Here is a 22,534-nt window from a genome sequence, read left to right as displayed (position 1 = left end):
CGTAACGGGCATCACCAAGATAGAGCTGGGGAAACGAAACCTAGTGGAACCGATCACCGATCACATGAAGTCAGATGGGCAGCTAGAAAGAAATAGACTTAAGGGTGAACTGGGTGACAAGCAGAATGCCGTGCTAACCGCCGGGTGTTACAACTTTCGCCTACTCCTAAAGTTGTTTTGACATGTTTTTTGCCCTCAAAGTACACAGGACGACTTTCGTTGCCGATTGCTTTGCGAGGAGTACAGGAAGCTGATGAAGGAAAGCTGTGTTAGGCTGTAAAGCAATAATAAGCGCTTCTTAGCTTTAGATCTATATGATTATAACTAAGCAAAAAACCTCATAGTCTCCTACGAGGTTTTTTGTTTCTAGAAGAGACGGAGAGAGTTAAAGATTAGTTATCTATTAACCCCCTATTTAGCAGCTTTGGTGTAATGAAAATTAACAACTCCGCCCTCTCGTCAATCTTTTCGGTTCGTTTAAAGAGCGTACCTAGATAAGGAATATCCCCTAAAAATGGTGTTTTCGTTATCGTTGTACCCACTTCTGTTTGGAATATGCCACCAAGTACGACGGTCTCACCATTACCAACCAGCACCTGAGTAACAATTTCATTGGTTTCAATACTTGGTATTCCCGCCGTCACCTCACCACGGTTATCCTGATTGATCTTTAGATCCATAATAACCTTGCCATCAGGCGTAATCTGAGGAGTAACCTCAAGCGACAATACAGCCTCTTTAAAGGACACTGATGTAGCACCACTTGATGAAGCTTCCTGATAAGGAATTTCCTCGCCCGATTTAATCGTCGCCGTTTGACGGTCTGCCGTTACTATCTTGGGCTGAGCAACAACTTCTCCACGACCATCAGACTCAAGTGCAGATAGTTCCATTTGCAATAATACGTGGTCATTTGTGAAACCTAGAGCAAACGAAGATGCACCTGCCTTGCTCACACCCAAATCAACCACATTCGCCGCTGGAAATGTAATTGTCTCTCCTTGCGAGATTTCAGACGTAGTAGTGTAGCTGCCGCCGCCGAAACCGACGTGATTGGTGCCTGAGTCAACAACAGCTCCACCCCACTGCACACCCAGATCACTTGCGATATTAGTCCTTGCTTTAACGATCCGCGCCTCAATAAGCACCTGTCTTACTGGAATATCCCAAGTCGCAATTAGCCGGCGAATCTGCTCCTGTTTATCCGCAGTCTCCCTCACACTTATTGTGTTAGTTCTTTCATCAGACGAAATAAACCCTCGCCCTGATATCAACTCCTTGTCAGCCTGCAACAAAGCCACAATATCCTCAGCTTTTGCATAGTTGACCTGAATAACTTCCAGCCGCACGGGAGCTAATGCTGCAACCTGTTTATTAGTTTCAAGTTCTAATTTCTCTCTCGCCGCAATCTCGTCTGCAGGCGCAACTAACAGCACGTTACCTATTTTACGTTTATCTAACCCTTTTGTTTTCAAAACAAGTTCGAGCGCCTGATCCCAAGGTACATTTTGCAACCTTAGGGTTATACGCCCACCGACGGTATCACTGGCAACCAAATTAAGCCCCGTAAAGTCAGCAATTAACTGCAAGACTGATCGAACCTCAATGTCTTGAAAATTGAGCGACAGCTTTTCGCCAGTGTAAGGAAACTTATCTTTTTTACGCTGATCTACTTCCTCAGCAGAAAGCTCTTCTACACTAATAGTAAACTGGTTATCAGCCTGATAAGCCAAGTAATCGTAGTTACCCTGAGCTTTAATAGAAATTTCTGCGCCGCTCGCAGTCATCTTAGAGTCTACACGCTTAACCGGGGTCGCAAAGTCAACCACATCTAAACGCTGTTGAAGCGAAACAGGAAGAGACACCCCAGGCAGGGCTAGCTTAATAACCCCCCCCTCTTCAGACATATCAACATCAATCTTTGAGGACGATAGCGTCAACACAATTTGCCCATCTCCTTTCTCCCCTCGCCTAAAATCAACATTATTGACTGTAGGCTCTGAAGCAGAAGAGGACGACGAAGTTGAAGCGGGCTTTACACTCCCTGCACGCGCACCTTTAGGGGCGTCCGATGACCCGATCATCAAGACAATATTGTTACCGTCAACGGTTGAAGCATAGGGAACCAACTCAACCAGATTAACAATAAGCCGGGTTCGGTCTTTCGCACTGACAACGGTTAACCCCTGGGCATTTCCCACGCCTAAACTATGATATTTCGCGCTAAGCGAGTTGGTTACCCCCGCCAGATCCAGCGCTATTCTCGCCGGTTTTTCGATGGTATAACCCTTGGGCTCAGGAGGAACGCCATCAAAAGCAAGCGTCACTTCTGTTCTGTCCCCTGCAAGGGAAGCAAAACTGATATCTTTCAATACAACCGCACTAGCCTGAATTGAAAATAGAGACAAGCAAACCGCGCTCAGCAGCACTAACGCCCGATAATACATATTATTTTTCGACCTCAATTGTTTATTATCGATTTCAGCATTTAAAATATTCATTATACCCCCTTCCAATTACTGATCATCCAGAGAGATAGAACGGGGTCTTTCCAACCAGCCGCCACGACCATTTGGTACAATTTCTATCAATTCAAGCTGACTCTCTTCAATGGCAACAATGCGCCCATGGTTTTTTCCTAAAAACTGTCCAAGCTTCACCCTATGAATACCGCCTTCGCTGTCACTAACCAACGCCCACAAGGTGTTTTCGTCTTGCCTTTGCAGCGTTCCCACCATCTTCAAAGAGCCTAGCCCGAATGTTTCCAGCAACTCTTTTGGCCTATCAAAGTCTGGTTTAACATTGCTTTCAGGTTTCTCCTCAACCACGGAACTCAGCACAACATCAATAGGTGGAGAAAATGGGTCGCGCCGGTTAGCCGCGCTATACGTAAACGATTGATAAGCCTTGAACTCGGGTAACGGTTCGACTTTCCCTCGTGGCTTTGCCTTGGTTTCCGCCATAAACTGGTCTAAATCTGCAAACCCGTTGCCACCACTACATCCAGATAAAACTACCGACACGCACAGTGTAATCAGAAGGTTTCTAGTATTCACTTACCTCTCCCCCCTGCTTTATAACGATAGGTTTTTGCTTCTATTCCCATAGACATGATGCCATCGCCCTCCTTCCCAGGAGAGATCGAAAAGTCATGGAGAGTCACTATACGAGGCAAGCTTGCAACGCCACTGACAAACGAAGCTATATCGTGATAGGTTCCCTGAACAGAAATCTGGATAGGCAGCTCTATGTAGAACTCTTTTCTTGCTTCAGGCTTCAGCTTTATCTCCTTAAACTCCAAACCACTACCTAACCCTGTGTTGGTAATATCCTCCAACAGCCCTGGCACTTCGGTGTCTGTAGGAAGCTGTTTAAGCAAGGCTCCAAACGACTCTTCCATTTCAAGCATCTGCAATTTATACGCTGAAAGGTTGGCTACTTTGTATGCCTTTGATTCAAACTGCTGTTTAAGGTCTGTCTCTTTACTTTTTACCTGATCCAACTGAGAGAGCTGATCCTGAATTATAAACCAGTATCCACCTCCAACAACCACGGCAACCAAGATCAAACATACAATAACTTTTATTGGCCCGGGCCATGACCCGGCATTGTTGAAGTCAAGGTCATTGACATCAAAATTCTTTAGACTTTCAAGCGATTCTGCAAAACTCACTTCTTGTCCTCCTTCTTATCTTCTGGAGTTTTTTGAACCACTGTCATAGTAAACTCACTTGCCGGCTCTCCTTTTTCAACAGCTTTAACAGCCGTTAAGTTAGGGTCGCCAAACCAGTCTGACGCCTCAAAATTTCGCATTACCCCAGCAATTCTATTATTTGACTCTGCCACCCCAACAATACTTAACTGATCACCCTTTTTGTCGAGCTTAGTATAATAAAGACCATCTGGCAGCGTCCTAACAAGCTCATCGAACACTCTGACTATGATAGGGCGAGTACCTTGCAAGTTCTGAATAACTTTCATTCTTGCCAACAGCTCTTTTTTCTTCTTTTTTAGTCCTTCTATTTCTTTAATCTTCTTATCAAGAATAGTCATGGAAGACTGAAGGTAATTGTTTCGGGACTGCTGATACTCAATTTCAGAAGTCATATGCCCCTGCCATAGGAAGACAGCCCCAACAGCGATGATCAAAACGCCAACAAGAATACCAACAAACTGTTTCTGCCTTTCAGCCCTAAGCTCCTCTCGCCAGGGCCTGAGGTTAATCTTTGCCATTAATCAAAACTCCTCATCGCCAACCCGCACGCGATCATCAAAGATGGCGCATCATTACTCAAAGCCGACGCATTAACCCGTGAATTCAGTGCCATATTTGCAAAAGGGTTTGCGACAATCGTTGTGGTTCCAACTTTCTCTTGCACCATATTCGCAATTCCCGTTGTGGAAGCAGTTCCTCCTGCAAGAACCACCATGTCAACTTCATTATACTGACTAGATGAGAAGAAAAATTGCAACGAACGCGCAACTTGCTGAACAACCGCCTCTTTAAAGGGTTCAAGCACTTCCATGTCATAGTCATCTGGAAGCCCTCCCTGTTTCTTCGCGAGCCCAGCCTCTTCTTGAGACAGTCCATATCGCCGCTGTATCTCTTCAGTCAGTTGCTTTCCTCCAAATAACTGTTCACGGGTATAGATGGTGTGCCCATCTGCAAGCACACTCAATGTAGTCATTGTTGCACCAATATCAACCACAGCGACTGTGCGCTCATCTGCATCTACGTCCATCTGGGCATCTATCAATTCAAATGCCCGCTCCATAGCGTAAGCCTCAACATCAACAACCTTGGCTTCAAGCCCCCCGATCTCTAACGAGTCCTCACGAAGCTCAACATTTTCCTTTCTGCACGCAGCCAACAATACATCTACCTGGTCGGGATTTTGCTCTGAAGGGCCTTGAACTTCAAAATCAATGGATACCTCATCAAGCGGATAGGGAATGTACTGGTCTGCCTCAACCGTAATCTGGTTTTCCAGCTCCTGCTCACTCAGCCCAGCAGCCATCTGAATAGTTTTAGTAATAACAGCAGAACCTGCCACAGCAACGGCAGCTTGCTTCTGCCCTGTCCTGGACTTTGCAACGACTCGCTTAATCACTTCACCTACTGCTTCGGCATCATTGATATTTTTTTCAACAACAGCATTGGGAGGCAGCGGCTCCACACCATAGCTTTCAACCCTATAGCGATTACCGTTTTTACTGATCTCAAGCAGCTTAACCGAAGTGGAGCTGATATCGACCCCAATGAGCGTATTTGCTTTTTTTCCTATTAACCCAAACACTAGTAAACCCTATAAGTTCTAAACAGTTATAATTATTTATTAGCTCAACACATGAAGAAACGCAGCAGAGTTAAACAATTCTTAACTAAAACCGTTAATAAAAAACACGTATAATGAAGCCAATTTAAAGCAATTTCTTAAATAATAGACATATATTCATCAGTTGTCAGGAAAAACATGTTGCGTTTTGTGAGTTTTTATAGATTTTTGGGCTGGTCTTTTGTTACAAGTCTTTGCGGTGCAGGTTTGCTTGTCGCATCTTTTTACCTTTACCTGACCCCAAACTTACCTAATGTTGAGCAACTCAGATACACTCAACTGCAAATCCCCTTACGCATTTTTTCATCTGACGATAAATTAATAGCAGAATTTGGCGAAAAGCGAAGATCACCTATAACAATAGACCAAGTTCCCGAAAAACTCTCGCAAGCCTTTATCGCAGCAGAAGACAACCGTTTCTATGAACACCATGGCGTTGATATAAAAGGCCTTTTACGAGCAGTAACCCAGCTGGCAACAAGTGGAAGAATACAATCTGGTGGCAGTACAATTACCATGCAGGTTGCAAAAAATTTCTTTTTGTCACGAGAAAAAACATTTACCAGGAAGTTCAACGAGATTCTTTTAGCACTACAAATAGAACAGGAACTATCGAAGAACGAAATTCTGGAGCTCTATTTCAATAAAATATACCTGGGCAACAGAGCTTATGGCATAGAGGCTGCCTCACAAGTTTATTACGGAAAGACTGTCGAAAAACTAACACTCGCTGAAATGGCGATGATCGCAGGCCTGCCAAAAGCCCCTTCCAAATACAACCCAATAGCAAACCCCTCCCGCGCACTCATTAGGAGGAACTGGATCCTCGACCGCATGCTGGATCTTGGGTTTATCGACAGTAATCAGCACGCAACCGCCCAGGAAACACCTATTAGTGCTGTATACCATGGCTCTCAACCCGAAACAGAAGCTCCCTACCTTGCTGAAATGGCTAGAAAAGTGCTCGTAGAAAAATACGGTGACGAAGCTTACTCTGAAGGTTTCAACGTCTACCTGACAATAAACAGCAGGTTACAAGAAGCAGCTAATACTGCCGTACGAAAAGGGCTGGAAGGCTACGATGAGCGACATGGCTATCGTGGGCCTGAAAATAAGATATCGCTGGGCAGCCCGTTTGTGACAGAAAACATAAACACTGTAATCAACAGCATGAATGACTACGGTGACTTGATCATTGCGGTTGTGACTGAAATAAAAAGTAACCAGGCGCTACTTTATACCAAAGACTACGGCGAGGTTACTCTAGGTTACGAGGGAGTTAAGTGGGCCAGACCATTCATAAGCGTTAACCGGCTAGGTTCGACACCCAAAAGCGTGTCAGACGTCATTCAACCTGGCGATGTGATACGCATTAAGAAACTAGAAGGAGACCTGGGCTGGAGGTTAGCCCAAGTTCCAGTAGTCCAAGGAACCCTTATATCTGTCACCCCTTCCAGCGGAGCCATTAAAGCACTGGTCGGCGGATATGACTTTGCACAAAGTAAATATAATCGTGCTCTGCAAGCCAAGCGGCAGCCAGGTTCAAACTTTAAACCATTTATCTATTTAGCCGCTCTGGAAAACGGGTCAACAGCCGCCACCTTAATTAATGACGCGCCAATCGTATTTGAAGACAGAAATCTTGAGGCATCCTGGCGCCCGGAAAATTCAAGTGGCAAATTTTTTGGGCCAACACGGCTAAGAACGGCGCTTTATAAGTCCCGCAACCTTGTATCAATAAGACTGCTTAAAAAGACCGGCATCCGAACAACACGCAACTTCGTTAGCCGCTTCGGCTTTGATAGCGAAGCCCTGCCAAACGACCTTTCATTAGCGCTTGGTAGTGCCGGTGTCACACCAATGGAGATTGCCATAGGTTATAGCTCCATCGCCAACGGGGGTTACAAAACAGAGCCATACTTCATCGAAAAAATAGAAAACAGCAAAGGGGAGGTTGTATTCCAGGCTTCCCCAACACTAACCCCGGAAGCGATAGCAAAACTGGAAATCAATACTCCTGACAGCCAGGACGGCAGCATCGCCCCCCCCCTATCAAATGATAGCCCTCAACCTTTAAGCTTGGCGGAAGCGAGCGCCCCCCACCCTCCCCTACACGCATACAGCGAAGCAGAAAGAATAATTGACGAGCGCACCGCGTACATTATGCACAGCATGCTAAAGGATGTAGTAAAAAGGGGAACCGGAAGAAGAGCTCTGGCACTTAAGAGATCAGACCTTGCAGGAAAAACAGGTACGACCAACGATCAGAAAGATGCATGGTTCTCTGGCTTCAACACCGAGACGGCAACAACGGTTTGGGTTGGCTTTGACCAACCCTCAACACTTGGAAGACGAGAATATGGCGCAACAGCGGCGCTTCCGATATGGACAGATTATATGAGAGTCGCGCTGAAAAACACCGATAACGCAACAATGAAACAGCCAGAAGGCATTGTCACTGTTAAAATCAGTACAGAGACAGGAAAGCTAGCTAAAGCGGGCGATCAGAGCACGGTCTTTGAGATATTTAGAAAGGAGAATGCTCCAAAAGCGGAAACCACACGCACTGCAACCCCCCTGGACATACAGCCTGCGACCACGGAGGACGCCATCACAGCTGAGGATATTTTTTAGCAATAAAAGCGCGTATAGATATAAGCACGTATAGATATAGTAGCGGCAGGTTAGCTATAGGTGGAAACTAGTTGCTCTCATAATTATCGGGCAACATTATATCCAGGCCGACCGGCAAGTGGTCTGATACCGGGTACATAACAACCCCAGCTTTAAGAATTTTTAAAGTTGGGCTCACCAGAATATGATCTAACGCTTTGCCCGGCCGCCAGCTTGGAAAGCTATGAGCGCTTCCCGGCAAGGAAACCAGATCCAACTCTCTTAATGGGGAGCCTTGAAGCAAGCGTTCTGCATGAGTGTTCATATCCCCCATAAGAACCACATGACGGTACTCGGATATTATCTCCTTGATAAAACCCAACTGCTTATTCTGGGCTTTAGAACTAAGCGACAGGTGCATAACCACTACAACTAAGGGATCTTGCTCCGCCCCATACTTTATTACGATTGCTCCTCGGCCGGGAATAATACCGGGCAATCGATACTCATCAACACTTAGAGGGCGAATGCGACTTAGAAAACCATTGCTATGCTGCGCAACACTTCCAAGATCCCGATTAAGCTGCTGATACCAAAACGGAAAACCACCCGCCTCAGCCAAATATTGAACTTGATTGACGAAGCCACTCCTAATGCTTCCCCCATCAACCTCCTGGAGAGCGACAGCATCATAATGCTGCAGCAACATGGATATCTTATTTAGGTTTTCTGTGCGGGCTCGGTGAGGCAAAAAGTGCTGCCAGCTCCGCGTAAGGTAGTGCCTATATGAAGAGGTTGAAATGCCAACCTGTATATTGAATGTTAATAAGCGGATATGATTTTTGCTTTCAAAAGAGGCTCCGCACTCCAACCCTGAGCACAACCCTCTCACTTTGGTAATGTCACTACGTCGAAAATTGCTAATTCTAGATTTTATCTCTCGATACATAGCGGTTATTCTGCCTGTCCTGAGGTGCGATGCACATTAATATGCATCACACCAAATGCTCGCTCAAAACCGAAAAGCTAACGTCGCTCAACTACTTTCCGGGATTAGCCCTCTCTTTTTCAATAAGAAAGTCAGCCACTTTTAGCATATTCTCATGTCCACCTGCTTCTGCCGCACTAATACGGTACTTGCCATTGACGATCAAAGCGGGGACCCCCGTTGCACGATAACTTCTACCTCGCGCATTAGCCTGATCGACCTTTGATTTGACGCTAAATGAGTTAAAGGCCTTTTTAAAGTCTTTCTCTTCAACACCAAAATTGGCAAAGAATCGAGCTAGCTCACTTTCGCTATTCAGCGGTTTTCTATCTCGCACAATCGCATCAAACAGCGGCTGATGCATTTTCTCCTGAACACCTAATACTTGTGCTGCATAAAAGGCCTGTGCATGTATTTTCCAAGCAGCCCCAAACGTAGCCGGGGACAACCAGAAGTCTACATCATCAGCCAAGCCATCCGCCCAGTGATGCACAATAGGGTTGAACTTATAGCAATGAGGGCAACCGTACCAAAACAGTTCTACCACCTCTATTTTGCTTTCATCTCTGGTTCGAACCGCATAAGGCAGCACCTTATAGTGCTTGCCCGCAACCCATTCCTCGCCTCCCGAATTCGCACTAACGGCAGTAGACATCAAGGAAACAGGCATAAGAACCATTAACAGAAAAAACTTAACCAACAATCGCGTCATTATTTCTCACCATATGCAGTACAAGAACAGTAATCGTTATTATTTCATACACTAATCAGTATATTAGCATTATCACTGTTCACCATAGTTAAAATTTCGCAATATTTAGCCATAAAAAAACCCCTTAACAAGGGGTTTTTTAAGCAAGCTACGAGATCAAGCTTAGTGTAAGCCGCTCACATAACTTGAAACAGCGTCTATTTCAGCATCGCTTAATTTCGCCGCAATGTCTCGCATCATTCTTGCGTCACCATCATTGGTTCGCTCTCCAGAGCGGAACTTCTTCAGCTGCGCGGCAATATAACCTGAGAATTGACCAGAAAGGGCAGGGAATGCCGCAGGGCCATTACCTTCTCCGCGAGGACCGTGACATGCTGTACAGGCAGCCAAACCAGTCGCCATATTACCAGCACGATATATCGATTGTCCTTTCTCTACCAAATCAGCTTTAGCTTGGCCTATAGAGGTCTTCTGATCGGCAAAGTACGCCGCAATGTCCTGAAGGTCTTGCTCAGTCAAATTATCAAGCAAACCAGTCATCTCAGGAACAGGCCGGCTACCCGACTTAATATCATTCATTTGCTTAACAAGGTACTTTTCGCCCTGCCCTGCCAGCTTTGGAAATGTAGGCACCATGCTATTTCCATCTGCACCATGGCAGCCAGCACAAACTGCTGTTTTTTGCTGACCAGCAGTCGCATCCCCTTCAGCTTGAGCCACACCAGTAAAACCGATGGCCAAAACAAGACCTGCTACAAATTTTTTCATGTCAGCCCACACTCTCTCATCATTTCTTAAATTTAATACACTTAAACTTGCCCTAGGCAAATACTCAGCAATAGTACCTGCGCTAGGACGCTATTAATTGATCTGCCGCAAAGTTATTAGTGCTTTTTGAGTTATTGATCGGCCAACGGCAAAGCATTTTTAGCGTTTTACCCGGCACGAGTCAGCAAAAACGACTCGGCATTATACACTATGAAAAAACTGATTAAACCCTCTACATACTTTTCCCGAAATATTCACATCAAATAGGGTTAGCGGGAAAACCGCATTATTAATCACTCGCCCTCGAAGCAACTAATAAACATCGCTATAATGCACCACATACCAAAACGATTCGCGATACAGGCAAGGTTCTGTTAGTCAGTTCCCTTCTTTAAACGCATTACCCACAAGAGTTGGCTATATCAATGAGCGAAAAACAGCCCAGAATCTCGTACAATAGCGCCAGGTTTTTACTTAGCGCACCCACTATAACTCAGTGCCCGACAGATAGCGGTAGCGAAGTCGCATTCGCCGGCAGATCCAATGCCGGGAAATCATCAGCCATCAATACCATTACCAATAACTCCAAGCTCGCCCGCACAAGTAAAACACCCGGGCGAACGCAACTTATCAACTTCTTCACACTGAACGTTCCAGGTTGCCGTTTAGTCGACCTGCCAGGTTACGGGTATGCCAAGGTATCCAAAGAGGTCAAGACAGAATGGCAGGAGCATATGGATGAATACCTTCACGCCAGAGAAAGCCTTAAGGGCTTGGTGTTGGTAATGGATATCCGTAAGCCGCTATCCGATTTTGATACCATGATGCTTGAGTGGGCAGAGGCAAGCCAACTGCCCATATCAATATTACTTACGAAAGCCGACAAACTTCGTTCGGGAGCCGCCAAAAACCTGCTTGCGAAAATAAAGTCGGAACTGAAAAGTTTTGAATATCTGGCTTCCGTGATCCTGTTTTCCAGCCTCAAGAAAACAGGTGTAGAACATGCTCAAAACCAGCTGGACAAGTGGTTAATGGAAGACATCAACAGCGAGAACGAAACACCTGTTGAAAGTGAAACGTAGTCACAAAAAAGCCCTGATCAATATACTAAACCATCAGGGCAATGACGCTAGGGTTTTAGTTGCGACGTGCTCATAAAGTAAGCACGAGAGGCCGTAAGGAGAGGCGATCTCCTTTGCTACACGCCTCTAATACATGGGACATTTAACGTGAAAAGAAGTTCAATTAATAAGTAACCAAACAAATCTAACGATTCTTAGCCACCCGTTATTAAACAGCAGGGTTTGGCCTGTACTTTTCCTGTAACTTTCGTATTTCCTCAACATAAGGCAGCGTCAGATAAGGCACAGTAAACGACAGTACCTGATAGATCCCCTGCTTAAGCATATCTTTATTTATCGCCACAGTACCTTCACCTGCATGCGCCGTTTTTAGATAGGCCATCCAATTGGTCACCACCAGCCAAACATTTAACGCCATTGACTCAATGTGCTCATCATCCAAATCCTTTAAAACGCCGTCGAGCCCCTTCTGCAAACCCTTCAGAATTTTCTTAATACTATCTAAACAGCGGACGGTAAAGGCGCGGTAATCCTTTCTGAGCCGCTCATCGCTATCCAGCAAAAACTCTAAATCCCTATGGAAAAAGCGGTAGCTCCACAACCCGTCAAAAACCGACTCCAAATAGTACACCAGATCATTGAGGTTGAGGGGCCTGTCTTCGGGAATCTGCAAGTAATGGTCGACCAGCAACTCATACTGAATAAATATCTCATAAATAATGTCGGACTTATTCCGAAAGTGATAGTACAGATTACCGGGTGACATGCTTAAATCGGCAGCAATATGGTTAGTCGTAACATTACGCTCCCCTTTGTCATTAAAGAGCTCAAGACTCGCTAAGATTATTTTATCTCTTGTTTTCATAAACGATTAACCAAGTATCCCATCCTTTAACTAACATTCAACTCCATGACCGCATACCAAATCGGGCTTAAACTTCCAACCGTGCTTAAACTTCCCAGTGTATGCGGCAAAAAAGCTAGCGGGCAATGATACATCATAAAAGACTCGACCTAAAAACATATCAACAGAAACATTTTCATGCCTTGCCTGCCCATAATCTCATGAGCAAAAAGAATGGCGAGAATAAAAAGAGTTGACTATTTAGAGTATATGCTCTAATAATATAAATACAAACTACCCAAACCGGCAAAATGGTTTGAAATCGCACCCAGTCAGCATCTGGAATTTGGAGGCTCATAATGGTCACTAACGTTGTTCAACTTACTGAAAGCAAAAAACACATACAGCATTTGAATAGAGTGTTTGATGATCAGCAAAATGCATTTCGAAAAAACCCGATGCCGACACTGGAGCAACGTAAGGATCATCTAAAAACATTGAAAAGCGTTCTGTTAAAAAATCAGGATCGCTTCATTGCAGCAATTAATAAAGACTTCAGCAGCCGCTCGGAAGATGAGACGCTGTTGGCAGAAATGATGCCAGCAATTCAAGGCATCAACTATGCGCTTAAAAACCTTTCAAAATGGATGAAACCATCAAAGCGACACGTTAGCCTGCTCTTTCAGCCAGCAACCAACAAAGTGCACTACCAACCTCTGGGTGTGGTAGGCGTGATCGTGCCATGGAACTATCCATTGTTTTTAGCAGTTGGACCTCTTACTGGCGCCCTGGCTGCAGGCAACCGGGTAATGATTAAAATGTCAGAGTACACCCCTGAGACCTCACAGTTGTTCAAAGAAGTGATCGAAGGTATATTTCCTGAAAACCTCGTCAGCGTAACGACAGGCGACGCGGATGTTGCTGTTGAGTTCTCAAAAAAGCCGTGGGGACACTTGTTATTCACCGGCTCAACCGCTGTTGGGCGACATGTAATGAGAGCCGCAGCAGAAAACCTGACCCCCGTAACACTTGAGCTGGGTGGAAAATCTCCTGCCATTATATCAGCGGATGTACCGATGAACGATGCAGCAGAGCGTATTGCATTTGGTAAGTCGTTCAACGTGGGGCAAACATGTGTTGCACCAGACTACGTACTCTGCCCTTCTGATCGCATTGAGCAGTTTGTTGAGTCATTTAAGAGCCGTTTCGAGGCGATGTATCCAACGCTGAAAGAAAACAATGATTTCACCAGTATTATCGATGAGCGCCAGCGCGAGCGCCTGAAACACTACCTTGATGACGCCGTAAGCAAAGGGGCGACGATTATTGAAGTCAACCCGGCTAATGAAGACTTTAAGCAAGGCACCCGAAAACTCCCCATTCACCTGGTATTAAATGCAAATGACAAGATGCTGGTGATGCAAGAAGAGATATTCGGCCCCATTTTACCAATTATTTCGTATAACCAAATCGATGAGGCGATAGGTTTCATCAATGAGCGTCCTCACCCGTTAGCACTTTATTACTTTGGTTATGACAAAAATGCCCAGCAGCACGTACTTGATCATACCCACTCTGGCGGCGTTTGTATTAACGACACCTTAATGCATGTCGCCCAAGATGACATGCCATTTGGTGGCGTAGGAACATCTGGAATGGGCCATTACCATGGGGAAGAGGGCTTCCGCACCTTCTCAAACGCGAAGGGTGTGTTTGCCAAGCAGCGCATCAATAGCGGAAAGGTGATACACCCTCCACACGGTTCTGTTCTTCACAAGGCAGTCTACTCGCTGTTCATTCGCTAACTACTGGTTTGCTGACTGTTCGGCTAACCAAAGAACCAACAACCCCCTCCTTAAACGGCTGTCATCGTGACAGCCGTTTATATTTTACCCTTAGAATTTGTACTGCCGCCTTAATTTGGTTAAGATTCCGCCCAATTTCGGAATAACTCTCTGGCCATAGTTTCATGAATATTGTTGTTTATCCTGGCACATTCGACCCCATAACCAATGGTCACTCAGATCTCGTTGAACGAGCGTCAAAAATGTTCGACAAGATAATACTGGCAGTGGCAGAAAGCCCCAAAAAAAGCCCTCTGTTACCGCTTGAAAAACGAGTTAAGCTGGCTCAAGACAGCCTAAGCCACCTCAACAATATTGAAGTGCTCGGCTTTAATAACCTCTTAGCTGAATTTGCCCAGCAACATGGTGCAAATATTATTTTACGGGGGATCAGGGCTGTATCCGACTTCGAATACGAATTTCAGCTTGCAGATATGAACCGTAAGCTGGCGCCAGGTGTCGAAAGTGTGTTCTTAACACCCGCCAACCACCTTTCGTATATTTCGTCCACACTTATTCGTGAGATTTCAGCCCTGGGTGGAGATGTATCAGAGTTTGTTAACCCTGCGGTGGTTAAGGCTTTAAACGAGCACTTTAAACACTAGTTAAATTATTTTTGCGCTTTCTATATACTATTAAGGCCGATATCAACCACGCTGTCGTTGGTTGGCTGTAAAAGAGGTACCCAAAATGGCATTAATTATTACCGATGACTGCATTAACTGCGACGTTTGTGAGCCAGAATGTCCGAATGAGGCAATCACACCAGGGGAAGAGATATATGAAATTGACCCCAACAAGTGCACTGAATGCGTGGGCCACTACGATGAGCCCCAGTGCCAGCAGGTTTGCCCTGTAGATTGCATTCCTGTTGACCCGGACATGATAGAAACTGAAGAAGAGTTAATGGAAAAGTATCACAAACTTACCGGTTAACATTGAACGACCAATAATGCTGTCAGCCAGGGATTGGAATGATGAAGGCTAGATTATTACTAACAATAACCACCCTTGTTACATCCCTGCTAATGGTTGGTTGTGCAAGCAACCAACCCACCTTCGGCAAAGCCGCCATTGCAACATCTCACCCCCTCGCAACACAGGCAGGCTTCCGAGCACTTGACCAAGGAGGAAATGCGTTTGATGCGGCCGTAGCCGCAGCGGCAGTACTTTCAGTTGTTACCCCCTACGGCGCAGGACTCGGAGGAGGCAGTTTTTGGCTCTTACAGGACAAAAACGGTAACACTACATTTGTTGATGCGAGAGAGCGTTCTCCAAGCCACTTCATACCGGCCCAGAATTTTAATCACCCACCCAACAAAAACACCTCCCTTTTATCCGCTGCAATCCCGGGACAACCGGCTGCACTGGCACACATTTCCAATGAGTATGGCCTTCGCCCCTTGGCGGCCAATCTTTCCGATGCGATACGGGTTGCAGAGCGGGGCTTCCGAGCAGACAAACGCTATCGAGACGCTGCGTCAAAGCGTTTGAGTGCGCTCAAGCAACAACCATCATCTCCACTCTTATTCAACGGTGGAGCACCAAGCAGAGGCGATGTCATTAAGCAGCCCGAGCTGGCTCAGACCCTAACCCAGCTAGGTAGAAAAGGTCACAAAGGTTTCTACTCAGGAGAGGTCGCAAAAAATATGGTTGCTGACATTAGCCAAGCTGGCGGGGTCTGGACATTGCAGGACCTGTTAGATTACTCCATCGTTGAACGCGCTCCTCTCTCTTTCCAATACAAAGACATTACCGTTACCACTGCTCCACCGCCATCCAGCGAAGGCATATCATTACAGAGAAAGCTGGGCGCTATTGAGCTCATTGATCGTAGCGACTTAGGAGAGGAGGAGCAAAAAAGTGCGCTAATGCGCGTTATTAGCCAGCCAAATAACCAAACTGAGCTTAAAACCAGCTCGAAAATCATACCCGAGGCAGGGCAGAGTGAAGCATTTACACCTCAAATTTCGGTCTTGGATAAGCGCGGAAATAGAGTATCCGCCTCTCTAACCGTGAACATGCCTTTTGGTTCGGCCTTCATATCATCGTCCACCGGCGTGCTTCTCAACAATAGCATGGCTAGCTTTGCAGATAACCCCAATACATCGGCAAATAACAGCAATAAACCAGAGCTGAATGAAAGGCCGATGTCATATATGACGCCAACCCTTATAGAAGCACCAGGCTCACTCGCTATTATTAGCACATCAAGCGGAAAACACACCGCAGCCAGCCTGTTGTTAACTATTTTGGACTTCGTAGACAATAGACCTGTAGAAGAGTGGCCCTCTGGCCAAATTAAGTCAGGCGCGACTGATAGCGCGCAGTTACAAGAACAGTATCATAGCGACATGCAGGTTATTTATTTAGACAAAACAAAAGGGATCATCAAAGCCATTTCTGATTCGGCAGGCATTGGTCAGGCTATTGTTCGTTAACTCAAGCGCCGTTGTTCTTTGAATTAAACAGTAAGCCTGACTTCTTAAGAACATCCCAAACTACACCTCCTATCCCTTTATTTTTAAAACCCTTTATTCTTGTCTACACTGTAACCAAGACAATAAAGTTAACGTAGACTGAATCAAAACCGGAGCGAGAGTTAGATGATGGAAAAAGATAGAGCCGACGAGCATGAAGAGCTATCGGAAGAGCAGCGGATTTCAATGCTAGAAAAAAGCGTTACTGCCAACAAGGTAGTGCTGCTGATATTAGCGCTCACGCTCATCGTCGCGATTTCAGTCACGCTTACCACCATGATTATCTCCAGCATGGGCGAAGATAGTTCATTGGTAGAACAAGAAGCATTTATAAAAGTTCAACAGGAGCTAACAGCACTTAAAGAGCAAGTCGCAGCACAGCAAAACCTTATTGACAGTACGGAAGAAGCTTATGAGGATTTGAAAGGCCTACTTAACAATAGTAGTGCCCCCACGTTTCAGCGTATTTTGTTGCAGCAAGAAAAGAGTTATCAAGAGTACATAAAGTCAATGAAATCAGGGATGTATGATTTAGCCCATATGGTGCCCGGGTCACGAACCTGGCTGGAACTCTATACCGAACAGATGAATAAGGCCATTTCAATGAGCCAACAAAGAGAGCGGGAACTAAAACGGTTGCAAACGGGTGAAGTTTTGATGGAACCGGACTTTTAACGGCCATAACCAAGCCATATAAAAGCCATTAGAAGCAATAACTTATAAAAAAGCGGAGTCGCTAACACAAACTCCGCTTTTTTTTTGTTCTATGCTCCTACCTATTGCCTACATTAGAGGGGGCAAGGGCATTTCAGTACCATTTATATTCATCATCATATTCTCAAGCGTTGCTTCGGTTTTATAGCGCTCACCATCTTTTACAATGAGGTTTTGACTAAGCAATGCTTGTAACTGCTGCTGCATTTCAGGTCCGCCTTGCTCTAATAACTGAGCAGGAATAGACAACGACAAGTTCCCCTTAGTTGTCTTCAACAGGGCCCCCGGACCTGCATTACTGACTTCTTTTGACTCTGGCTGTTCAATATGAAGCAGGCCTTTCACATCACCTTTAGGTGTATTAACAAAGAGTTCAGAGACATCAATCTCCAGGCCTTTGTTAAGCAGCGCGGTAACATCCTGACCCACTCGTGCAAACTGCTCCATTTGCGCCATCGCCTGTTGCTGAGGGTCGCCAATCTGTGAAGTTTCTTCAAGTTTGTCGAATGTCTCCATTAATGCGTCGAACTCAATCATTGCCAGATTTTTCAAACTAAAGACCAGTTTATGATTCTTAAATTCATCTTCATTTAACTTAACGCTATCAATAGACATTTCAAACCCAGAGTCAACCCGGCCTTCCGAAGACTGCTCCGTCACAGAGCTCATCTCTAGTTTTTTGAGATCAAACCGCTGACCACTCTCCAGCCCTGTAATCGAATCCAAGGTCATGGTCATATCGCTTGCCCAGAGATAGTCAGTCAGCTGACTCCCTGTCTGCGTCATTGAGAATTGGCCGACTTTTATTTCTTCACCGCTCTCTCCTGACAGATTCATGCCTGGCCAATCAATACTTGCCGTTACCTGTTCGAGGCTGGATGGAATGTCTACGATCATTTCAAGTGCTGAAATAGAAACCTTATCACCGCTTTCGTCGTCGCTATAATCCACTTCAGGCGTCTTGGCGACCACTGAGGCATCACCAAATAAATTGACAGTTGTAATGACTTCAACCGGGGGCTTATCACCTAATAATTTTTCAAGTTCTGCGGTAGTTTCTTCGTCAAAAATTAGATGAGAGACCGCATTAACTGAATATACACCATGGGAATAGTGAGTTTTGAAACGGATTTCCTTAGGTAGCTCCTCATCAAACTCAGTTCGATCAAGCTGTATCAGGGTAATGGAGTCAGCAGCAAAGTATCCTCTATCATACTCTTCACTGATAACCGTAACACCCGCCTGATTGTTAAGCGCCTGGATTGCTTGATGATACTGACTCTCAGCCTGAGTACCACTCACATATGGCCCACCTAACGCAACCACTCCCAGACCCGCAAGCCCAACACCAACCAATTTATTCATCTATATACTCCATCGTTTAATCGTGCGCTCAAGTATACGTAACCTGACACGCCATAAATACAGCTAAGGCATTTATCCTTGTTGTTTAAAGGTAAGTAACCGCTTACTTATTTATTGCATTCAACATCAATTGTTAGCTTAACAATTGTACGTTTCATCGCTGCTTCAAAAACCTTTTTCACTCCCGGCTTAATTGTTTCTCGCCTTTTTACAGGCAGTTCTGGCCCATTCCTAAATGTCACAGTGCATTGAATTGCCTGCGCTTCACCATTCTCAACAAACGCCATGGCTTGCTGGCCTACCAGGCTCGACTCGGCAGAAACATCCAAACCATTAAAGTGCTCATTAATATATACGGGCGTCGCAAAAACACCTGGCGCGACGCTCAGCATAGCAACCAGTGTAATGAGTAGATGGCCTGCTCGACTCCGCGCTGTTTCTTTTCTCACCAATTTGAATCGCATTGCTCTTCCCTCCCAATAAACGTGCTATTTAGGTTCATAGTGCTGTTTGATTTCAGAGTCTTTGATATCAGGCCCCATAATAATTGCCAGCCACTTTGTCTCTTCACTGCTTTCAAATGCAATTTTCATCAACATCGTTAAAGGCACTGACAGCAGCATCCCAACAGGCCCCATTATCCACCCCCAGAATACCAGAGACAAAAATACAATAAGCGTTGATAGACCGAGCCCTTTGCCCATATAACGAGGTTCGATAACATTCCCCATAATTATATTTGCAAATAAAAACCCTGCGCCTGCTAGCGCTGCGGAGAGAGGCCCCAGCTGGATTAATGCAAGCAGCACAGCGGGAACAGCCGCAATAATTGAGCCAATATTCGGCACGAAGTTGAACAGAAAGGCCACAACGCCCCATAGCAAGGCATAATCGACGCCAACCACCAACAGCCATATGTAAATAACGAGCCCTGTCATCAAGCTAATGATTGATTTAATCGTCATATAGCTTTTTACATCATTAAGAAAGCGAGAGATATGCGCCATATGCATGCTGTCCTCACCAAAAGCGGCATGCAATTTATTCGGCAAACTGGAGCCTTCAAACAGCATGAAAATAACTGTAAGGATGATCATAAAGGAATTAGACAGCACACCACCGAGACTTCCCAGCGTATTTGCAGCAATTTTCAGAATAACACCGGGGTCAAAATGTTGCTTTATGACGCTCTCTGGCACATCGACCCCCCACCCTTCCAGTGTCCCGGTGAAATTAATAAACAATTGATGCAGCCGTTCCTGATACAAAGGAAGCTCTCTTGAGAAGTCTGAAACAGAGGATGCAATAATGGTAATAAATAGAAACTGCATCGCTGTAATGCCAACAACAACAATAAACAACGATATCCAGTCTGGCACGCCCTTGCGTAGCATAAACATAAAGGGGGGGGCACAGATAATGGCAAAAAAGCCTGAGAGTAAAAACGTGACCATCAAGGATTCAGCGGTTTTTATCCCTGCCACGACAATGACAAAAGCCGCTAATATGATGATTGTGCGCGATGCGCCTGAGAACCCTGTGTGATCCTGCATAGTATTTCCGTCCCTAGTTAACAGGGTTATGGCGAATATTGAAGCGCTACTATATTAAACCGCAGAAAGCGTTTCTAGTAATTTTTGTTGCACGCTAAAGCGCTCTTCCCCTTCAGCCGGATGGTTCAAGATATATTCCCCATCAGCCTGCAATAGCCAGCTGAGGCAATTATCCTGAAGGTAGTAGCCCAACTCTTCCTTAACTCGCTCCGCCAGCTTTTTGTCTTCTACCGGAAAGCAGGTTTCCACACGGTGCACCAGGTTTCTTACCATCCAGTCAGCACTGGAGCCATACACAACGGGTCGACCGTTATTTTCAAAGTAATGAACCCGTGTATGCTCTAGAAAACGCCCAATCACCGAGCGAACCGTGATGTTTTCTGAAACACCAGGAATTCCTGGCCGCAAGCAGCAGGTTCCACGAACGATCAAATCAATCTTTACTCCCGCCTGAGAAGCCTTAAAAAGCGCCTTCATCACTTTCGGGTCGGTCAACGAATTAATTTTTATAAGGATGTAGGCACTTTTCCCTTCTGCAGCATGCTGCGCTTCTCGCTCAATTAACTCAATCATCTTGCTGTGCAGAGTAAAGGGAGCATGGAAAAGCTTCTTTATTTTTAGCGCTTTACCCATTCCGGTTAACTGCTGGAAAATCTTATGCACATCTTTAACCAGCGCTTCATCAGCACTCATAAAACTATAGTCGGTATAAAGCCTCGCATTTCCAGCGTGGTAGTTCCCGGTGCCCAGATGAACATAACGCTTAAAACCACCTTCTTCTCGCCGTACGATTAAGATCATCTTCGCATGAGTCTTATAGCCAACCACACCATAAACCACGACAACACCGGCCTCTTGCAGTCGGCTGGCAAGCTCCAGGTTTTCTGCTTCATCGAAGCGTGCGCGTAACTCAATCACCGCAGTTACTTCCTTGCCACGACGGGCTGCATCAACAAGCGCCGCAACAATCTCTGACTCAGCTCCGGTTCTATACAGCGTCTGCTTAATCGCCACCACGCTAGGGTCTTTGGCTGACTGTCGCAGCAAATCAACCACCGGAGTAAAACTCTGATAAGGGTGTAACAATAGAATATCTTTTTGGCGGATGGCAGCGAAAATATCCTGTTTGCTGTTAAGAGGTTTCGGAAGCCCCGGTGTAAAACGAGGGTATGACAGGTCATTGCGGCTGATCAACTTCTCTAGATTCATCATCCGTATAAGGTTTACCGGGCCGCGAACCCGGTATAGCTCTCGCTCCGACAACCCAAACTCATCCAACAAAAACTGCACCAGCTCTTGAGGGCAGTTATCTGCAACCTCTAGCCGTACCGCATCACCAAACCGGCGGCTCAGCAACTCACCTCGAAGGGCAGAAGCCAAGTCTTCCATATCGTCATGAGCTAAAACCAAGTCGGCATTTCGTGTAAGACGAAACTGGTAACAGCCTTTAACATCCATTCCTGGAAACAGCTTATCGGCATGCTCGTGAATCATCGAAGACAAAAACACCAGGTTGTCCCCACCATCACACACATCATCGGGGAATCGCACCAGGCGCGGCAACGAGCGCGGCGCGGGCACTATCGCCATCCCGGTTTCCCGCCCAAAGGCATCTTGGCCATCAAGTTGCACAATAAAGTTCAGACTCTTGTTAACCAAACGAGGAAAGGGGTGCGAAGGGTCAAGCCCGATAGGGTTGATAACAGGCAGAATCTCGGCTTCAAAGTAATTTGCCACCCACTCAGCTTGTCGGTCATTCCACTCGCTACGGCGCAAAAAGCGAATGTTTTGCTCTTGAAGTTCTGGAATTAGCACTTCATTCAGTATTCGGTACTGCTCTTCAACCACCTCATGAGCAATCGTATCTATTTCAGTTAGTATCTGCTCTGGCGTTAATCCATCAGGGCCAACGGTTTCCCTTCCATACTTAATTTGATGCTTAAGGCCCGCCACTCGGATTTCAAAAAACTCATCCATGTTGCTGCTGAAGATGCAGCAGAACATCATCCTGTTGAGTAGGGGGTGGTTGTTATCAATCGCCTGTTTTAGCACTCGATAGTTAAACTGGAGATGACTGAGCTCCCTATTAATATAATAATCATGCGAGTTTAGATCTATTTCTGCTGATGCATCTGCTGCATTAACAATCGCAGGCATCTGCTTACTATTATCAGATTTTTTATTCGCTTTAGCGTCAGTCATGTCCGTTCAAGTCCTTTCCAGAGAGTGCTTGTT

The 22,534-nt window shown here is 45.6% G+C and carries 20 protein-coding genes; 7 read left to right on the top strand and 13 right to left on the bottom strand.

From position 1 onward, the window contains the following. Positions 1–392: 392 nt before the first annotated feature. The 5 genes from MY523_RS21645 to MY523_RS21625 are packed head-to-tail and all read right to left on the bottom strand — an operon-like array spanning position 393 to position 5,297. Positions 393–2,501 carry a type IV pilus secretin PilQ gene (locus tag MY523_RS21645; RefSeq protein WP_250656743.1) on the bottom strand — a complete coding sequence of 703 codons (2,109 nt, stop codon included), beginning with the start codon at positions 2,499–2,501 and terminating at the stop codon, positions 393–395. A 15-nt stretch (positions 2,502–2,516) separates the two neighbouring features. Next, a complete protein-coding gene (locus MY523_RS21640; RefSeq protein WP_250656742.1) occupies positions 2,517–3,056 on the bottom strand; it encodes a pilus assembly protein PilP in 540 nt (179 codons plus the stop codon). Further along, entirely contained in the window at positions 3,053–3,673 is a 621-nt protein-coding gene (locus tag MY523_RS21635; protein ID WP_250656741.1) for a type IV pilus inner membrane component PilO, read from the bottom strand. Before MY523_RS21635 ends, MY523_RS21640 begins: the two co-directional genes overlap by 4 nt. Further along, positions 3,670–4,233 carry a PilN domain-containing protein gene (locus MY523_RS21630; protein ID WP_250656740.1) on the bottom strand — a complete coding sequence of 188 codons (564 nt, stop codon included), beginning with the start codon at positions 4,231–4,233 and terminating at the stop codon, positions 3,670–3,672. The genes MY523_RS21635 and MY523_RS21630 overlap by 4 nt, the downstream gene beginning before the upstream one ends. After that, positions 4,233–5,297 carry a pilus assembly protein PilM gene (locus tag MY523_RS21625; protein WP_250656739.1) on the bottom strand — a complete coding sequence of 355 codons (1,065 nt, stop codon included), beginning with the start codon at positions 5,295–5,297 and terminating at the stop codon, positions 4,233–4,235. Before MY523_RS21625 ends, MY523_RS21630 begins: the two co-directional genes overlap by 1 nt. Positions 5,298–5,486: 189 nt before the next feature. Here MY523_RS21625 and MY523_RS21620 point away from each other — a divergent pair, with 189 nt between their 5' ends. Continuing rightward, positions 5,487–7,970: a penicillin-binding protein 1A gene (locus MY523_RS21620; RefSeq protein WP_250656738.1), complete on the top strand. Its 2,484-nt coding sequence runs from the start codon at positions 5,487–5,489 to the stop codon at positions 7,968–7,970. A gap of 67 nt (positions 7,971–8,037) precedes the next feature. On the opposite strand, the gene MY523_RS21615 is transcribed toward MY523_RS21620, so the two are convergent. The 3 genes from MY523_RS21615 to MY523_RS21605 all read right to left on the bottom strand — a co-directional run bounded on the left by MY523_RS21615 (position 8,038) and on the right by MY523_RS21605 (position 10,417). Then, the gene (locus MY523_RS21615; protein ID WP_250656737.1) at positions 8,038–8,898 is read right to left on the bottom strand and encodes an endonuclease/exonuclease/phosphatase family protein; all 861 of its coding nucleotides are present in this window, start codon (positions 8,896–8,898) and stop codon (positions 8,038–8,040) included. A gap of 91 nt (positions 8,899–8,989) precedes the next feature. Then, positions 8,990–9,649: a thiol:disulfide interchange protein DsbA/DsbL gene (locus MY523_RS21610; protein WP_250656736.1), complete on the bottom strand. Its 660-nt coding sequence runs from the start codon at positions 9,647–9,649 to the stop codon at positions 8,990–8,992. Positions 9,650–9,811: 162 nt separating this feature from the next. Continuing rightward, complete coding sequence (locus MY523_RS21605; RefSeq protein ID WP_250656735.1) at positions 9,812–10,417, bottom strand: c-type cytochrome; 606 nt, start codon at positions 10,415–10,417, stop codon at positions 9,812–9,814. 425 nt (positions 10,418–10,842) lie between these two features. Between MY523_RS21605 and yihA the strand changes: the two genes are divergently transcribed. Next, positions 10,843–11,499, top strand: a complete 657-nt coding sequence (gene yihA / locus MY523_RS21600; RefSeq protein ID WP_250656734.1) for a ribosome biogenesis GTP-binding protein YihA/YsxC — start codon at positions 10,843–10,845, stop codon at positions 11,497–11,499. A 208-nt stretch (positions 11,500–11,707) separates the two neighbouring features. Here yihA and MY523_RS21595 read toward each other — a convergent pair whose 3' ends face one another. Further along, positions 11,708–12,364, bottom strand: coding sequence for a TetR/AcrR family transcriptional regulator (locus MY523_RS21595; RefSeq protein WP_250656733.1), 657 nt, complete (start codon positions 12,362–12,364; stop codon positions 11,708–11,710). A gap of 338 nt (positions 12,365–12,702) precedes the next feature. Between MY523_RS21595 and MY523_RS21590 the strand changes: the two genes are divergently transcribed. From MY523_RS21590 to MY523_RS21570, 5 genes are all read left to right on the top strand, one after another. Then, a complete protein-coding gene (locus MY523_RS21590) occupies positions 12,703–14,148 on the top strand; it encodes a coniferyl aldehyde dehydrogenase (protein ID WP_250656732.1) in 1,446 nt (481 codons plus the stop codon). A 164-nt stretch (positions 14,149–14,312) separates the two neighbouring features. After that, entirely contained in the window at positions 14,313–14,792 is a 480-nt protein-coding gene (gene coaD, locus MY523_RS21585) for a pantetheine-phosphate adenylyltransferase (RefSeq protein ID WP_250656731.1), read from the top strand. An 85-nt stretch (positions 14,793–14,877) separates the two neighbouring features. After that, positions 14,878–15,123, top strand: a complete 246-nt coding sequence (locus tag MY523_RS21580; protein ID WP_250656730.1) for a YfhL family 4Fe-4S dicluster ferredoxin — start codon at positions 14,878–14,880, stop codon at positions 15,121–15,123. A 38-nt stretch (positions 15,124–15,161) separates the two neighbouring features. Further along, positions 15,162–16,628 (top strand): gamma-glutamyltransferase, encoded by a 1,467-nt coding sequence (locus MY523_RS21575; RefSeq protein WP_250656729.1) that lies wholly within the window; start codon positions 15,162–15,164, stop codon positions 16,626–16,628. A gap of 165 nt (positions 16,629–16,793) precedes the next feature. After that, a complete protein-coding gene (locus MY523_RS21570) occupies positions 16,794–17,342 on the top strand; it encodes a hypothetical protein (RefSeq protein WP_250656728.1) in 549 nt (182 codons plus the stop codon). Positions 17,343–17,450: 108 nt separating this feature from the next. On the opposite strand, the gene MY523_RS21565 is transcribed toward MY523_RS21570, so the two are convergent. The 4 genes from MY523_RS21565 to ppk1 all read right to left on the bottom strand — a co-directional run bounded on the left by MY523_RS21565 (position 17,451) and on the right by ppk1 (position 22,501). Continuing rightward, positions 17,451–18,746: a DUF945 family protein gene (locus tag MY523_RS21565; protein ID WP_250656727.1), complete on the bottom strand. Its 1,296-nt coding sequence runs from the start codon at positions 18,744–18,746 to the stop codon at positions 17,451–17,453. 107 nt (positions 18,747–18,853) lie between these two features. Then, the gene (locus MY523_RS21560) at positions 18,854–19,210 is read right to left on the bottom strand and encodes a hypothetical protein (protein ID WP_250656726.1); all 357 of its coding nucleotides are present in this window, start codon (positions 19,208–19,210) and stop codon (positions 18,854–18,856) included. Between the two features lie 24 nt (positions 19,211–19,234). Continuing rightward, the gene (locus MY523_RS21555) at positions 19,235–20,299 is read right to left on the bottom strand and encodes an AI-2E family transporter (protein WP_250656725.1); all 1,065 of its coding nucleotides are present in this window, start codon (positions 20,297–20,299) and stop codon (positions 19,235–19,237) included. 54 nt (positions 20,300–20,353) lie between these two features. Next, complete coding sequence (gene ppk1 / locus MY523_RS21550) at positions 20,354–22,501, bottom strand: polyphosphate kinase 1 (protein WP_250656724.1); 2,148 nt, start codon at positions 22,499–22,501, stop codon at positions 20,354–20,356. Positions 22,502–22,534: the final 33 nt, after the last annotated feature.

It is taken from the genome of Alkalimarinus coralli (assembly GCF_023650515.1).
GTDB lineage: Bacteria > Pseudomonadota > Gammaproteobacteria > Pseudomonadales > Oleiphilaceae > Alkalimarinus > Alkalimarinus coralli.
The sequence above is the reverse complement of the archived record's forward strand: the minus strand, read 5'-3'. Positions and strand labels throughout refer to the sequence as shown.

What these genes read in the sequence shown, in the direction of transcription:
- MY523_RS21645 (WP_250656743.1), bottom strand. Translation starts at nt 2,501, where the DNA reads ATGAATATTTTAAATGCTGAAATCGATAATAAACAATTGAGGTCGAAA.
- MY523_RS21630 (WP_250656740.1), bottom strand. Translation starts at nt 4,233, where the DNA reads ATGGCAAAGATTAACCTCAGGCCCTGGCGAGAGGAGCTTAGGGCTGAA.
- MY523_RS21615 (WP_250656737.1), bottom strand. Translation starts at nt 8,898, where the DNA reads ATGTATCGAGAGATAAAATCTAGAATTAGCAATTTTCGACGTAGTGAC.
- MY523_RS21610 (WP_250656736.1), bottom strand. Translation starts at nt 9,649, where the DNA reads ATGACGCGATTGTTGGTTAAGTTTTTTCTGTTAATGGTTCTTATGCCT.
- MY523_RS21605 (WP_250656735.1), bottom strand. Translation starts at nt 10,417, where the DNA reads ATGAAAAAATTTGTAGCAGGTCTTGTTTTGGCCATCGGTTTTACTGGT.
- yihA (WP_250656734.1), top strand. Translation starts at nt 10,843, where the DNA reads ATGAGCGAAAAACAGCCCAGAATCTCGTACAATAGCGCCAGGTTTTTA.
- MY523_RS21595 (WP_250656733.1), bottom strand. Translation starts at nt 12,364, where the DNA reads ATGAAAACAAGAGATAAAATAATCTTAGCGAGTCTTGAGCTCTTTAAT.
- MY523_RS21590 (WP_250656732.1), top strand. Translation starts at nt 12,703, where the DNA reads ATGGTCACTAACGTTGTTCAACTTACTGAAAGCAAAAAACACATACAG.
- coaD (WP_250656731.1), top strand. Translation starts at nt 14,313, where the DNA reads ATGAATATTGTTGTTTATCCTGGCACATTCGACCCCATAACCAATGGT.
- MY523_RS21580 (WP_250656730.1), top strand. Translation starts at nt 14,878, where the DNA reads ATGGCATTAATTATTACCGATGACTGCATTAACTGCGACGTTTGTGAG.
- MY523_RS21575 (WP_250656729.1), top strand. Translation starts at nt 15,162, where the DNA reads ATGATGAAGGCTAGATTATTACTAACAATAACCACCCTTGTTACATCC.
- MY523_RS21570 (WP_250656728.1), top strand. Translation starts at nt 16,794, where the DNA reads ATGATGGAAAAAGATAGAGCCGACGAGCATGAAGAGCTATCGGAAGAG.
- MY523_RS21565 (WP_250656727.1), bottom strand. Translation starts at nt 18,746, where the DNA reads ATGAATAAATTGGTTGGTGTTGGGCTTGCGGGTCTGGGAGTGGTTGCG.
- MY523_RS21560 (WP_250656726.1), bottom strand. Translation starts at nt 19,210, where the DNA reads ATGCGATTCAAATTGGTGAGAAAAGAAACAGCGCGGAGTCGAGCAGGC.
- MY523_RS21555 (WP_250656725.1), bottom strand. Translation starts at nt 20,299, where the DNA reads ATGCAGGATCACACAGGGTTCTCAGGCGCATCGCGCACAATCATCATA.
- ppk1 (WP_250656724.1), bottom strand. Translation starts at nt 22,501, where the DNA reads ATGACTGACGCTAAAGCGAATAAAAAATCTGATAATAGTAAGCAGATG.